The sequence below is a fragment of the Spiroplasma endosymbiont of Apeira syringaria genome (genome assembly GCF_964020205.1).
Classification (GTDB): Bacteria; Bacillota_I; Bacilli_A; order Mycoplasmatales; family VBWQ01; genus Spiroplasma_E; species Spiroplasma_E ixodetis_A.
The window spans coordinates 452,160-466,292 of the sequence record NZ_OZ026543.1; the positions used below are offsets into that span (position 1 = coordinate 452,160).

Below are 14,133 nucleotides of genomic sequence, written 5' to 3' on the forward strand. Positions count from 1 at the left end.
AGATTTATTTATCTTTTCATCCAGAAAATTTATCATGAATTGCAATTTTAGGTTTTTCTAAATTTTTAGCACGTTTTTTATTTTCTTTATTTTGTAAACGTTCTTCTTCAATTGCAAGTTTAACGGCTTCATTTTCTTTTTTAATTGCTGTTTTTTCTTCTGCTGTCTTTCTTTTTATTTTAATTTTACCACTACGTTTTTTTGACATTTCAATTTTCTTAAGTGTTTCTTCTAAATCCAATTCACAATTTACTTTTCAAATTGTTTCAAATTCTTTCTTTGATAATTGCTTAGTAAATCCTTCTACCTCAAATGCTTTAGTTGCAAATAAATCATTTTTCTTAGAATCATATAATTTTACAATTACATCAAAAACATCACGATAGCGATATTCTTTACTACTACGTGAAACTACTTGTTCAAATTCTACTGTTTTATGTTGCAATTTTAATTCATCACGCATAAAGGATTTAATAATATTTTTTACTTCTTTTTGACGTTGTTTTTTCTCTTCTTTTTTCTTCTTTTTTGCTGAAATGGTTGTAAAAATAAAAATTATTAAAACTACTCCTATAAGCGCTAACATTCATCATTGACTAGATAAATTTCCCATTTTTTATTCCTCTTTTTTTGATTTATAAATTTTCCTCGATTACTGCTAATAGTTTAGTTGGACTCATCGGTGAAATTGTTAAAATTAAATTAACATCTTTTTTAATTACAAAATAAAGATGTGTTTTATTTACTCTAATATATTTAAAACTTTTTGTCTCTTCAATATCATAAGACTCATTAATCAATTTTAAACAATATTCACGTAATTGGATATCATTTAAGTCTTGCAATTTTAATCTTGTTCTAATCCTACCAATACTATGGTAAGAAAATTGATAAGGGTTACGAAAATAGTAACTCATTTATTTACCACACCTACATTTATCATTAAAGTTTTTAAACAAATAATTTACATTAAAAGTGTAAAAAAATTAAAATATACTATTAACAAAAAGCTAACACATTAATTATACTGAAAAAATAAAAAATATTATACAACATTTATGATTTTTGTTATAATTATTTTTGTTGTAATTAATCTATAAAACATGTTCAAAACAAAAAAGGAGAAAAAATGGCTAACATTGCATCACAAATTAAAAGAATTAAAACAAACCAAAAAATAAATGAAATTAATAAAAGTTATAAATCTAAAGTTAAAACTGCTTTAAAAAAAGCTGAAATATCAATAAAAAACAAAGCAGAAAATGCTACAGTACTTGTTAATGAAGTATGTAGTTTAATTGATAAAGCTGTTGTTAAAGGCATTTATCACATTAATAAAGCTGCTCGTCAAAAATCTAAAATTATGACTAAATTAGCAAAAGCAAAATAACTATAATTTATTTTAAAAAGAGACACTATTAATAGTGTCTCTTTTTATATAATTGATATTTTTAAACTAAATTTTTGTTTTAATAAAGGCTTTTCTCCCTTTATGTACTATTTTAATTTTATCACATAAATGCTGAGAAAAGCCTATCTACGGACTTCTCCCCACATTTTTAAATCAAACATAGAATTACAGTTTCAAAACTAGGTATCTTGTTGAATTTATATGCAGCTTCTTTAGCATATAAATGAACATGATGTTTTGCAACTTTGATATGTGTTTTAAATGTTCTTCTTATATGTTTTCAAACTGATTCAATTTGGTTGGTATTTACACCAATTTTTGAAACATAGCCATCTTGATGGTTAACTGTTTCATGCTTAGTGAAAACTGATTTAAAATCGCAATATCCTTTTCAAGAATCAGTATATACAAGACATTTTGAAGAAATGTGGTTTTTTGCAAACTGCAAAAGATTTTTACTCTTTGCGTTTTTCAATACTTTCACAATTAAATTATTGGTTGTTTTTTGATAAATGCCAACAATCAAGGTTTTATTCACCAAGGATCTTCCTTGTTTTTTAAAACCCATATGTGAAAGATACATTTCATCAATTTGCACTGTACCTTCAACAATAAATTGAGGTTTTTGTTTTGCAATACGTGTTCTGATTTTATGAGTCATTCTTCAAGCAGTTTTCAAAGTCACTCCCAATTCTTTTGCAATATCTGTTGATGGAATTCCATGTTTGGTGTTTATTCATCTAAAGATAAGATAAAACCAAGATGTTAAAGATGTTTGTGACCTTGAAAATATGGTGTCTGTGAGAATGCTAAATGTTTGATTACATTTTAAACATCTCATTCTTTTTAAATCAGAAGTATTCAAATTAAAATTAAAACACCTAATACATTTGTTTTCTTTCAAATTTGCTATATATGCAAGACATTGCTGTTCAGTTTGAAAAGCATTGTTGAATTCATTCAGTTTCATTATTCCCTCCACAAGTACATGTGGGGAGAAGTCAGTTAATAAATACCAAATTCAAAAATTATTTAGCTAATAATGTAAAGTTAGAACTTGATGCTCTAATCTCAGCAAAAATTTTATTTTTTTGAAATTCATCTGATGTATCCATAACTATAAAAATACTAAAATTACTAATATCTAATTTATTACGATCAAATGTACTGTGAATTTTATAAATAGAAGCACCATTTTTAGTAATAATATTAATAATTTCGCTAATAGTACTATTATTAATTTTACCGTTAACTGAAAAAGGAACTCGTCGATGTGAACTAATTAAGGCACTATTAATAATTGTTCCTAATGTAGTAATATCAACATTGCCACCACTAATTACACAAACAACATTTTTATCTTTACCAATGATTTTATCTAATTTACCAGAAAGAATAGCAGCAACACTAACAGCACCACTACCTTCAGTTACAATTTTACATTTTTCTAATAAAAATAACATTGCTTGTGCAATTTCTTCTTCGCTAACAGTAATAACTTTATCAACATTTTTCTTTAAAATATTAAATGTTAATTCCCCTGTTTGTTTAACAGCAATTCCATCAGCAATTGAACTTTTACCTTGAATTTTAAATGGTTTTCCTTGTTTTAAAGCTTGATTATAAGAATCAACATTTAGTGCTTCAATACCAATAAATTTAATACGGACTTCTCCCCACATGTACTTGTGGAGGGAATAATGAAACTGAATGAATTCAACAATGCTTTTCAAACTGAACAGCAATGTCTTGCATATATAGCAAATTTGAAAGAAAACAAATGTATTAGGTGTTTTAATTTTAATTTGAATACTTCTGATTTAAAAAGAATGAGATGTTTAAAATGTAATCAAACATTTAGCATTCTCACAGGCACCATATTTTCAAGGTCACAAACATCTTTAACATCTTGGTTTTATCTTATCTTTAGATGAATAAACACCAAACATGGAATTCCATCAACAGATATTGCAAAAGAATTGGGAGTGACTTTGAAAACTGCTTGAAGAATGACTCATAAAATCAGAACACGTATTGCAAAACAAAAACCTCAATTTATTGTTGAAGGTACAGTGCAAATTGATGAAATGTATCTTTCACATATGGGTTTTAAAAAACAAGGAAGATCCTTGGTGAATAAAACCTTGATTGTTGGCATTTATCAAAAAACAACCAATAATTTAATTGTGAAAGTATTGAAAAACGCAAAGAGTAAAAATCTTTTGCAGTTTGCAAAAAACCACATTTCTTCAAAATGTCTTGTATATACTGATTCTTGAAAAGGATATTGCGATTTTAAATCAGTTTTCACTAAGCATGAAACAGTTAACCATCAAGATGGCTATGTTTCAAAAATTGGTGTAAATACCAACCAAATTGAATCAGTTTGAAAACATATAAGAAGAACATTTAAAACACATATCAAAGTTGCAAAACATCATGTTCATTTATATGCTAAAGAAGCTGCATATAAATTCAACAAGATACCTAGTTTTGAAACTGTAATTCTATGTTTGATTTAAAAATGTGGGGAGAAGTCCGTAGATAGGCTTTTCTCAGCATTTATGTGATAAAATTAAAATAGTACATAAAGGGAGAAAAGCCATAATTTAATAAAAAACTAATATAAATAAAAAATACTTATATTAGTAATGAACATATATTAAATTATTAATAATAATATCACAAATATTGATTTTAATAAAATTTAATATTTCATTTTATTACTAAAATAATTTATTATAATAAATATTAAAAATAAAGTAATTTTTCGTTTATAAAAAAATATTAGATATAATACTTGTAATCTAAAATATAGTTTTTGACCTATTGTTTTATTTTTTAACAAATAGGTTTTTATTTTAAAAGGGGGACAAAATGAAAACAATTAAAAAAGAGCAATTATTTACTAACAAAACTTATTTAATAAAGGCTTTTCTCCCTTTATGTACTATTTTAATTTTATCACATAAATGCTGAGAAAAGCCTATCTACGGACTTCTCCCCACATTTTTAAATCAAACATAGAATTACAGTTTCAAAACTAGGTATCTTGTTGAATTTATATGCAGCTTCTTTAGCATATAAATGAACATGATGTTTTGCAACTTTGATATGTGTTTTAAATGTTCTTCTTATATGTTTTCAAACTGATTCAATTTGGTTGGTATTTACACCAATTTTTGAAACATAGCCATCTTGATGGTTAACTGTTTCATGCTTAGTGAAAAATGATTTAAAATCGCAATATCCTTTTCAAGAATCAGTATATACAAGACATTTTGAAGAAATGTGGTTTTTTGCAAACTGCAAAAGATTTTTACTCTTTGCGTTTTTCAATACTTTCACAATTAAATTATTGGTTGTTTTTTGATAAATGCCAACAATCAAGGTTTTATTCACCAAGGATCTTCCTTGTTTTTTAAAACCCATATGTGAAAGATACATTTCATCAATTTGCACTGTACCTTCAACAATAAATTGAGGTTTTTGTTTTGCAATACGTGTTCTGATTTTATGAGTCATTCTTCAAGCAGTTTTCAAAGTCACTCCCAATTCTTTTGCAATATCTGTTGATGGAATTCCATGTTTGGTGTTTATTCATCTAAAGATAAGATAAAACCAAGATGTTAAAGATGTTTGTGACCTTGAAAATATGGTGCCTGTGAGAATGCTAAATGTTTGATTACATTTTAAACATCTCATTCTTTTTAAATCAGAAGTATTCAAATTAAAACTAAAACACCTAATACATTTGTTTTCTTTCAAATTTGCTATATATGCAAGACATTGCTGTTCAGTTTGAAAAGCATTGTTGAATTCATTCAGTTTCATTATTCCCTCCACAAGTACATGTGGGGAGAAGTCCTTTAATAAATTATGAAACTATAGAAAAAATTAAAAAACAACTACTAAATTTAAAAGCAGAAAAAATAAAACTTATTGAAAAAAGTGAGAAAATTGAAAAAAAAATTAATAATTATCAAAAAACTATTCAATTTTGAATTAAACAAGACTTTTCTCCCTTTATGTACTATTTTAATTTTATCACATAAATGCTGAGAAAAGCCTATCTACGGACTTCTCCCCACATTTTTAAATCAAACATAGAATTACAGTTTCAAAACTAGGTATCTTGTTGAATTTATATGCAGCTTCTTTAGCATATAAATGAACATGATGTTTTGCAACTTTGATATGTGTTTTAAATGTTCTTCTTATATGTTTTCAAACTGATTCAATTTGGTTGGTATTTACACCAATTTTTGAAACATAGCCATCTTGATGGTTAACTGTTTCATGCTTAGTGAAAACTGATTTAAAATCGCAATATCCTTTTCAAGAATCAGTATATACAAGACATTTTGAAGAAATGTGGTTTTTTGCAAACTGCAAAAGATTTTTACTCTTTGCGTTTTTCAATACTTTCACAATTAAATTATTGGTTGTTTTTTGATAAATGCCAACAATCAAGGTTTTATTCACCAAGGATCTTCCTTGTTTTTTAAAACCCATATGTGAAAGATACATTTCATCAATTTGCACTGTACCTTCAACAATAAATTGAGGTTTTTGTTTTGCAATACGTGTTCTGATTTTATGAGTCATTCTTCAAGCAGTTTTCAAATTCACTCCCAATTCTTTTGCAATATCTGTTGATGGAATTCCATGTTTGGTGTTTATTCATCTAAAGATAAGATAAAACCAAGATGTTAAAGATGTTTGTGACCTTGAAAATATGGTGCCTGTGAGAATGCTAAATGTTTGATTACATTTTAAACATCTCATTCTTTTTAAATCAGAAGTATTCAAATTAAAACTAAAACACCTAATACATTTGTTTTCTTTCAAATTTGCTATATATGCAAGACATTGCTGTTCAGTTTGAAAAGCATTTTTGAATTCATTCAGTTTCATTATTCCCTCCACAAGTACATGTGGGGAGAAGTCCGTTAAACAAAATAAAGAAATAGAAGATAAAGTATTTCAATTTAATATTCAAATCTATAAATTAAAGTAACAAAAAATTAACAAAATTAAAAATTTTTTTATTAATCTTTTTTCATTTGGAAAAATAAATAAAAATAAAAGTATTAATAATTTAATTGAAACAGAAGAAATAAATTGTGAATTATTTAAAAAACAAAATTAAATAATCAACAAAAAATTAATATTTTAAATTCAAATTATATTGAAAAACAAACAGAATATGCAAATTTAATAACTAATATTAATCAAATAACTGAACATGAAAACAAATTATTAGAAGATAAAAATAATTTGTTAAATAATAACAATAATTTATTAATTGATTTATTAAATCAAAAAGAACAGCAAGAAAAAGAAACAATTGTCGAAGTCAATGAACAAATGGTTGAACAATTTGAATCAGAAATATTTCAACTTAGTGAAAAAATTTGTGATTTGGAAAATCAATTATTATCTAACAGTAGTGATGAAGGTTTTAATTCAAAATCCACATCAACAGATTCTTTAAATTCAGATATTTCAGTACCTCTAAAATGCAACCAAAACTACAAATATCTAACCCCATTAATAAACAAAAAGAAAAGGACATCCCTTGAGAACAAACACTACGTAAATATGAAAATGATATTCCAACAAAAAATTATAAGCAAAGAATAAAGCCAAGTAATTCAAGAATAGTAAAATTTTAAAAATTAAACATATTTAAATAAACGCCATAAAAGGCGTTTATTTAAATTATATATTAAAGAAATTTTCAATCTTTAGAAATTAGCAATATCAACTTTATCTTTTGCTTTTGGTATATCAATTACTGGTGGAGATTCTGGATATACTTTATTCATACTACTTGCTAAATTTCTTACTCATTTATCACGATGATAAATAAATAAAGAAATAATCATCTTAAGAACATCACAAGAACGCATAATAGCATAAATATAAACAATATCTAAAGGACTATAATGTACCTCAATAAATAAAATTAATATTGAAAAACACCAAGTAAAACAACTATCAACAAGTAAAACAGTAATTGCTAAGCCACCAGCACGAAATGCATAAATACAAGTATACAAAATAGTATAAGCACTAAAAACTATAGCATCAACACGCATCATTCAACTAGAAATTCGTAAGGCTTCTGTTGTTGCATTAAATAATAATTGTGGTAAAAAAAATGAAGATAAAACTAATAAGCTAGCAAAAAATAATGATACAAAAAAGCCTAACCTAATTAAATGTTTAGCATTATATTTAGCACCAATCAAATCATCGGCACCTAAACGATTGGCAATTAACACCGAAGAAGCAATACCAAATCCAATATATAAAGTATAGAACATGGTATTAATCGTGGAAGCAATTGCCGAACCACTTAATGCTTCAAAGCTTCATTGCGAAATTAATCTAATAATCATTGTCGTAGCAACTGCAAATAATAAATCATTTAACATTAATGGCCATGTTTTAATTATAATTTTTTTAAATAAATCACCCCTAATCTTAAACATTTTCAAAACTTTTGGTTGAAATTCATATTTCTTTCATATAATAAAACCACTAATTAATGCCAACTGAGCAATTCTCGCTGTTAAAGTAGCAACTGCTGAACCTCGTGCTCCAATTCCTGTAACTACACCAATACCATTAATTAATAATAAATTTAGGCTTTTCTCCCTTTATGTACTATTTTAATTTTATCACATAAATGCTGAGAAAAGCCTATCTACGGACTTCTCCCCACATTTTTAAATCAAACATAGAATTACAGTTTCAAAACTAGGTATCTTGTTGAATTTATATGCAGCTTCTTTAGCATATAAATGAACATGATGTTTTGCAACTTTGATATGTGTTTTAAATGTTCTTCTTATATGTTTTCAAACTGATTCAATTTGGTTGGTATTTACACCAATTTTTGAAACATAGCCATCTTGATGGTTAACTGTTTCATGCTTAGTGAAAACTGATTTAAAATCGCAATATCCTTTTCAAGAATCAGTATATACAAGACATTTTGAAGAAATGTGGTTTTTTGCAAACTGCAAAAGATTTTTACTCTTTGCGTTTTTCAATACTTTCACAATTAAATTATTGGTTGTTTTTTGATAAATGCCAACAATCAAGGTTTTATTCACCAAGGATCTTCCTTGTTTTTTAAAACCCATATGTGAAAGATACATTTCATCAATTTGCACTGTACCTTCAACAATAAATTGAGGTTTTTGTTTTGCAATACGTGTTCTGATTTTATGAGTCATTCTTCAAGCAGTTTTCAAAGTCACTCCCAATTCTTTTGCAATATCTGTTGATGGAATTCCATGTTTGGTGTTTATTCATCTAAAGATAAGATAAAACCAAGATGTTAAAGATGTTTGTGACCTTGAAAATATGGTGCCTGTGAGAATGCTAAATGTTTGATTACATTTTAAACATCTCATTCTTTTTAAATCAGAAGTATTCAAATTAAAACTAAAACACCTAATACATTTGTTTTCTTTCAAATTTGCTATATATGCAAGACATTGCTGTTCAGTTTGAAAAGCATTGTTGAATTCATTCAGTTTCATTATTCCCTCCACAAGTACATGTGGGGAGAAGTCCGTAAATTTAATAAAAAGTTAATAAATACTGAAACAAAAGTTAATATTAATGAAATATAACCACGTTTTGTTTCGCGAAATACTGAAACAAAAGCAAAGTTTATTCCTAACAATGGATAAGAAAAAACAATTCATTGATTATAATCAATACCTTGTGCTGTTGCTAAAGATGCTGAATGAAATTCATAATAACGTAAAATAATTTGTACAAATTGGGGATCATTTTTATCAATATTATGAATATTCATAAAATCAATAAGTGAATTTTCACTAAAAGGATGATTATAATTTAAAATGTCCTTTAACTCATTAATATCATTAAGAGTTAATCCTTTAGCAGCACATAATTGATTAAATTTATCCAATGCACTACTAGGACTAGTAGTATAAGAAATTAAATATTCACCTACTGTATAAGATAAAATAATAACTATTACTCCAATTAAAAATCCAAAAATAATTCTCATTCTTACTGTTTGTCTTAAAGAACCATATCTTCCAGCTCCATAAAATTGAGCACCAAAAATACTAACACCGTTGATAAAACCTCCCATAACGGCATAAATAATAACAAAAATTTGATTAGAAGCAGTAACTCCCGAAACAGCAATTTGTCCTGCTGAATATTGCAAATGATAAAAATGTTCTAAACCATTATCTTTTCATCAACTTCAATTATCTCAAAGTCCTAATGAAGTAAAAATATCCCTAATATGATTATTCATTGGCTTTAAATCACTAATAAAACTATCCTTTAATTCTCCAACCATAATATTATCTAGTAAATTCATTGATGCTGATAATATTTGTTGCAATACTGCTGGAATAATAATCATTAATGCTAATAAATATCATTTTTTAGTAGCAAAAAAATTACTAATTTTATGTGGATTTGCTCTATTATTAATTTTAAATCCACTAATTTTCATAATTTCACCCTTATCATTAATTTGCTCTATATTATAATAATAATTTTACATCATTTAAATAATGAGGTTTGAAATTTAATATCGGACTTCTCCCCACATGTACTTGTGGAGGGAATAATGAAACTGAATGAATTCAACAATGCTTTTCAAACTGAACAGCAATGTCTTGCATATATAGCAAATTTGAAAGAAAACAAATGTATTAGGTGTTTTAATTTTAATTTGAATACTTCTGATTTAAAAAGAATGAGATGTTTAAAATGTAATCAAACATTTAGCATTCTCACAGGCACCATATTTTCAAGGTCACAAACATCTTTAACATCTTGGTTTTATCTTATCTTTAGATGAATAAACACCAAACATGGAATTCCATCAACAGATATTGCAAAAGAATTGGGAGTGACTTTGAAAACTGCTTGAAGAATGACTCATAAAATCAGAACACGTATTGCAAAACAAAAACCTCAATTTATTGTTGAAGGTACAGTGCAAATTGATGAAATGTATCTTTCACATATGGGTTTTAAAAAACAAGGAAGATCCTTGGTGAATAAAACCTTGATTGTTGGCATTTATCAAAAAACAACCAATAATTTAATTGTGAAAGTATTGAAAAACGCAAAGAGTAAAAATCTTTTGCAGTTTGCAAAAAACCACATTTCTTCAAAATGTCTTGTATATACTGATTCTTGAAAAGGATATTGCGATTTTAAATCAGTTTTCACTAAGCATGAAACAGTTAACCATCAAGATGGCTATGTTTCAAAAATTGGTGTAAATACCAACCAAATTGAATCATTTTGAAAACATATAAGAAGAACATTTAAAACACATATCAAAGTTGCAAAACATCATGTTCATTTATATGCTAAAGAAGCTGCATATAAATTCAACAAGATACCTAGTTTTGAAACTGTAATTCTATGTTTGATTTAAAAATGTGGGGAGAAGTCCGTAGATAGGCTTTTCTCAGCATTTATGTGATAAAATTAAAATAGTACATAAAGGGAGAAAAGCCTTTAATATATAAAAAATACTTAAACTACTAAGTAAAATCTCTACGATTAAATACTAATCATGAAGAACAAAATAAACCAATACCAAGCAAAACATAGACAGTCAATAAAACTGGAAAATTAAGAATTTTACTATTAGTTGCTTTATTGGTATCAACTTCATAATTTGTGTTAACTTTATTAAAACTAACTAAATAAGGATCTGCTGTCATAGTATACTCCTCTGGATAAGAAAAGATTGAACCTTGTTTAGTCGATATTCCATCTCAAATATATTTTAATTGATAAAAAATATTTAAATAACGCATTGCTTTAACTTGTGATGTCTTAGTATTAAGAGCATCATATTGTGATTGAGAAAGAGATGTATTTAAACCCGTAATCATAAGATTTACTCAATAATCAACATCATTGCTACCAACACCATTTGATCTTTTGGAACCAAGGTTATCAAGTCCAACTTTTTTACCTGTCATTAATTCTTCAAAACTTTGTTCTTTTCATTGACGAAAAGCATTACTAATATTGTAAATATGAGTAACTAAGTCTTTAGGAGCATCAGTAGTTGGTGGAGTAATAGTACTACCATTCTTAATTGCTAATACTATTGTTTGTTCTTTTTGATAATCATAATTATTTGGATACTTAACTTCTTTAATATATGTATCGTAAATACTAAACATAGCCTTTTGAATAGATTCAATAGTAGTTGTTGGGTTTTTTCTATATACATCATTAATTCAATCAATATCAGTTTTATCTAATTTAGCTTTTACATTATTATAAACTGCTAATGACTGTGAAACAACATAATATGTAGGATCAAATGTTACTAAACGATTAATTAATGTCGCAAAAATACTGAATAAAGCAGCCATTCCAATCATAATTGCAACTAAAGCCTTAGCATTTAAAATTAATGAAAATAAAATAGCAATTGAAGAAATAATTAAATCAAAAATAATAGCAACACCAAATAAAATTCATAAATAAGGAAATACCGCACTATAAATAGTTGAACTACCAATGCCAGGAATAGTAATGACAAAACTAGCAATAAAAATAGATAAAAATAAATATAAAATAATTACCACTTGTAAAGATAATAACTTTTCAGTCCAAATTCTAGTTCTACTAACTGGTTTTGATACTAAAATCAATAAAGTACCATCATCAATTTCATCACGAAAAACTTGTGTTGCTTTAACTGAAATAAATACAAAAATCATAATTGATAAAAGTACCGAGAATGATAATACTTTTCATTGTGGTACATAAAAATTTAATGCTTGATCATAAGTTAATTGTTTTATTGCTTCAGAACCCACAAATAACGAAATTAAAGACCAAGATAAGGCAAGAAAAATTAAAGTTATAATAAAAATAATTCAAGTTGAAGGAGTAGCAATCATCTTTTTAAAAGTATAACGAAATATTGGCATTATTTTTCTCCCTTCTTATTTTTATCATTGGCTTCCATAACAATTCGTTCATACATTGTTTGTAAATCAACAGTATATGGTTTTAAATAAGTAATGATAATATTAGCATTTAAAGCAATTGCTAATACTTCTGCAACTTGTGCCTCAGTTTTAATATTTACCAATAAACGATTTTCATTAACATCTACTGAAAATTTTTTATCTATTAATAACTTCATTAATTTATTATTATCATTATTAGAACTTATTTCATATAATGAATCAGTTTTATTAACCAATCCTGTATAAACAACTTTACTATAATTTAAAACAGTAACTTCATCAGCTAAATTTTGTAATTCAGATAAAATATGTGATGAAATAAAAACAGTTTTACCTTGCTCACGAAGTTTTCTTAAATCATTAAACAATTCTGTTCTCGCTGTTGGATCAAGATTAGCGGCTGGTTCATCTAAAATTAAGACATCTGGATTATTTAATAGTGATTGTGCTAATAACACCTTTTTCTTCATACCCGAAGAATAAGCATTAGGGTTACGTTTTTTAAACTTTCATAAATCTAATTCCTTTAAAATCATTTCTGTCTTTTCCTTAGCAACTTTATATTTCAAACCGCTAATTTGTCCCATTGAAATTAAATAATCATAAGTAGTAATTCGTTTAGGAAATCTTGCAGCTTCTGGAATATAACCAACTTGTTTTTTTGCTTCAACTGTTCATGAACGCTTACCATGAATAATTAAATCACCGTGTGTTTCAACCATAGCGCTAATTAAACATTTAATAGTAGTGGTTTTGCCTGATCCATTTGGACCAATAAAACCATGAATAGTACCTTTTTTAACTTTAATAATAGCATTATCAACAGCTTTAAATTTTTTAAACTGTTTAGTAAAATCACAAATTAAAATTGCATATTGAGCATCTTCAGGATTAACTATTACATTACGGTTATAATGATTACGTCAGTTTTTAAAATATGATTTAATAAAATTTAGAAATTTATGTTTTTCTTTTGATTTAGCATTAACATCATCTTCAACTAAAGAACTATTAATAACTGGTTTTAATATTTCTTGTTTTTTCATACTCATTCTCCTAACTACTTAAATATAATAAGGCTTTTCTCCCTTTATGTACTATTTTAATTTTATCACATAAATGCTGAGAAAAGCCTATCTACGGACTTCTCCCCACATTTTTAAATCAAACATAGAATTACAGTTTCAAAACTAGGTATCTTGTTGAATTTATATGCAGCTTCTTTAGCATATAAATGAACATGATGTTTTGCAACTTTGATATGTGTTTTAAATGTTATTCTTATATGTTTTCAAACTGATTCAATTTGGTTGGTATTTACACCAATTTTTGAAACATAGCCATCTTGATGGTTAACTGTTTCATGCTTAGTGAAAACTGATTTAAAATCGCAATATCCTTTTCAAGAATCAGTATATACAAGACATTTTGAAGAAATGTGGTTTTTTGCAAACTGCAAAAGATTTTTACTCTTTGCGTTTTTCAATACTTTCACAATTAAATTATTGGTTGTTTTTTGATAAATGCCAACAATCAAGGTTTTATTCACCAAGGATCTTCCTTGTTTTTTAAAACCCATATGTGAAAGATACATTTCATCAATTTGCACTGTACCTTCAACAATAAATTGATGTTTTTGTTTTGCAATACGTGTTCTGATTTTATGAGTCATTCTTCAAGCAGTTTTCAAAGTCACTC

General features: G+C 26.4%; 19 protein-coding genes. 6 read left to right on the forward strand and 13 right to left on the reverse strand.

Features of this window, described 5'->3' with window-relative positions; all coding sequences use genetic code 4:
• Positions 1–4: 4 nt before the first annotated feature.
• Both AACL02_RS02835 and AACL02_RS02840 read right to left on the reverse strand, forming a co-directional pair.
• Positions 5–613 (reverse strand): hypothetical protein, encoded by a 609-nt coding sequence (locus AACL02_RS02835; RefSeq protein WP_281747823.1) that lies wholly within the window; start codon positions 611–613, stop codon positions 5–7.
• A gap of 22 nt (positions 614–635) precedes the next feature.
• On the reverse strand, positions 636–845 hold the full coding sequence (locus AACL02_RS02840) for a hypothetical protein (RefSeq protein ID WP_339042722.1): 210 nt from the start codon (positions 843–845) through the stop codon (positions 636–638).
• A 284-nt stretch (positions 846–1,129) separates the two neighbouring features.
• Here AACL02_RS02840 and rpsT point away from each other — a divergent pair, with 284 nt between their 5' ends.
• Positions 1,130–1,390: a 30S ribosomal protein S20 gene (gene rpsT / locus AACL02_RS02845; RefSeq protein WP_339042724.1), complete on the forward strand. Its 261-nt coding sequence runs from the start codon at positions 1,130–1,132 to the stop codon at positions 1,388–1,390.
• Positions 1,391–1,559: 169 nt separating this feature from the next.
• Here the strand turns inward: rpsT and AACL02_RS02850 are convergent, their stop codons facing one another.
• Together AACL02_RS02850 and AACL02_RS02855 are read right to left on the reverse strand one after the other, a co-directional pair.
• Positions 1,560–2,381 carry an IS1595 family transposase gene (locus AACL02_RS02850; RefSeq protein ID WP_339042726.1) on the reverse strand — a complete coding sequence of 274 codons (822 nt, stop codon included), beginning with the start codon at positions 2,379–2,381 and terminating at the stop codon, positions 1,560–1,562.
• Positions 2,382–2,439: 58 nt separating this feature from the next.
• Positions 2,440–3,093, reverse strand: a complete 654-nt coding sequence (locus AACL02_RS02855) for a pyridoxal-phosphate dependent enzyme (RefSeq protein ID WP_339042728.1) — start codon at positions 3,091–3,093, stop codon at positions 2,440–2,442.
• Between the two features lie 24 nt (positions 3,094–3,117).
• Between AACL02_RS02855 and AACL02_RS02860 the strand changes: the two genes are divergently transcribed.
• Positions 3,118–3,933, forward strand: coding sequence for an IS1595 family transposase (locus AACL02_RS02860; RefSeq protein ID WP_339043458.1), 816 nt, complete (start codon positions 3,118–3,120; stop codon positions 3,931–3,933).
• A 355-nt stretch (positions 3,934–4,288) separates the two neighbouring features.
• Positions 4,289–4,438, forward strand: a complete 150-nt coding sequence (locus AACL02_RS02865; protein ID WP_339041530.1) for a hypothetical protein — start codon at positions 4,289–4,291, stop codon at positions 4,436–4,438.
• On the opposite strand, the gene AACL02_RS02870 is transcribed toward AACL02_RS02865, so the two are convergent.
• Positions 4,424–5,245 (reverse strand): IS1595 family transposase, encoded by an 822-nt coding sequence (locus AACL02_RS02870; protein WP_339042729.1) that lies wholly within the window; start codon positions 5,243–5,245, stop codon positions 4,424–4,426. The genes AACL02_RS02865 and AACL02_RS02870 overlap by 15 nt on opposite strands.
• Here AACL02_RS02870 and AACL02_RS02875 point away from each other — a divergent pair.
• Positions 5,191–5,466: a hypothetical protein gene (locus tag AACL02_RS02875; protein ID WP_339041534.1), complete on the forward strand. Its 276-nt coding sequence runs from the start codon at positions 5,191–5,193 to the stop codon at positions 5,464–5,466. The two genes, AACL02_RS02870 and AACL02_RS02875, sit on opposite strands and share 55 nt — an antisense overlap.
• 40 nt (positions 5,467–5,506) lie before the next feature.
• Here AACL02_RS02875 and AACL02_RS02880 read toward each other — a convergent pair whose 3' ends face one another.
• Positions 5,507–6,322, reverse strand: coding sequence for an IS1595 family transposase (locus AACL02_RS02880; RefSeq protein ID WP_339043525.1), 816 nt, complete (start codon positions 6,320–6,322; stop codon positions 5,507–5,509).
• Between the two features lie 369 nt (positions 6,323–6,691).
• Between AACL02_RS02880 and AACL02_RS02885 the strand changes: the two genes are divergently transcribed.
• Positions 6,692–7,057: a hypothetical protein gene (locus AACL02_RS02885; RefSeq protein ID WP_339041536.1), complete on the forward strand. Its 366-nt coding sequence runs from the start codon at positions 6,692–6,694 to the stop codon at positions 7,055–7,057.
• A 104-nt stretch (positions 7,058–7,161) separates the two neighbouring features.
• On the opposite strand, the gene AACL02_RS02890 is transcribed toward AACL02_RS02885, so the two are convergent.
• From AACL02_RS02890 to AACL02_RS02905, 4 genes are all read right to left on the reverse strand, one after another.
• The gene (locus tag AACL02_RS02890; RefSeq protein ID WP_339042730.1) at positions 7,162–7,974 is read right to left on the reverse strand and encodes an MATE family efflux transporter; all 813 of its coding nucleotides are present in this window, start codon (positions 7,972–7,974) and stop codon (positions 7,162–7,164) included.
• A gap of 174 nt (positions 7,975–8,148) precedes the next feature.
• Positions 8,149–8,841 (reverse strand): IS1595 family transposase, encoded by a 693-nt coding sequence (locus tag AACL02_RS02895; RefSeq protein WP_339040707.1) that lies wholly within the window; start codon positions 8,839–8,841, stop codon positions 8,149–8,151.
• A 128-nt stretch (positions 8,842–8,969) separates the two neighbouring features.
• A complete protein-coding gene (locus AACL02_RS02900) occupies positions 8,970–9,932 on the reverse strand; it encodes an MATE family efflux transporter (protein ID WP_339041542.1) in 963 nt (320 codons plus the stop codon).
• Positions 9,933–9,963: 31 nt separating this feature from the next.
• Positions 9,964–10,104 carry a hypothetical protein gene (locus AACL02_RS02905; RefSeq protein WP_339042732.1) on the reverse strand — a complete coding sequence of 47 codons (141 nt, stop codon included), beginning with the start codon at positions 10,102–10,104 and terminating at the stop codon, positions 9,964–9,966.
• Here AACL02_RS02905 and AACL02_RS02910 point away from each other — a divergent pair.
• A complete protein-coding gene (locus AACL02_RS02910; RefSeq protein ID WP_339041079.1) occupies positions 10,050–10,871 on the forward strand; it encodes an IS1595 family transposase in 822 nt (273 codons plus the stop codon). The genes AACL02_RS02905 and AACL02_RS02910 overlap by 55 nt on opposite strands.
• A 109-nt stretch (positions 10,872–10,980) precedes the next feature.
• Here AACL02_RS02910 and AACL02_RS02915 read toward each other — a convergent pair whose 3' ends face one another.
• The 3 genes from AACL02_RS02915 to AACL02_RS02925 form a co-directional block, all read right to left on the reverse strand.
• Entirely contained in the window at positions 10,981–12,393 is a 1,413-nt protein-coding gene (locus tag AACL02_RS02915) for an ABC transporter permease (protein ID WP_339041544.1), read from the reverse strand.
• The gene (locus AACL02_RS02920; protein ID WP_339041546.1) at positions 12,393–13,481 is read right to left on the reverse strand and encodes an ABC transporter ATP-binding protein; all 1,089 of its coding nucleotides are present in this window, start codon (positions 13,479–13,481) and stop codon (positions 12,393–12,395) included. The genes AACL02_RS02915 and AACL02_RS02920 overlap by 1 nt, the downstream gene beginning before the upstream one ends.
• 113 nt (positions 13,482–13,594) lie before the next feature.
• Entirely contained in the window at positions 13,595–14,131 is a 537-nt protein-coding gene (locus AACL02_RS02925; RefSeq protein ID WP_339040488.1) for an IS1595 family transposase, read from the reverse strand.
• Positions 14,132–14,133: the final 2 nt, after the last annotated feature.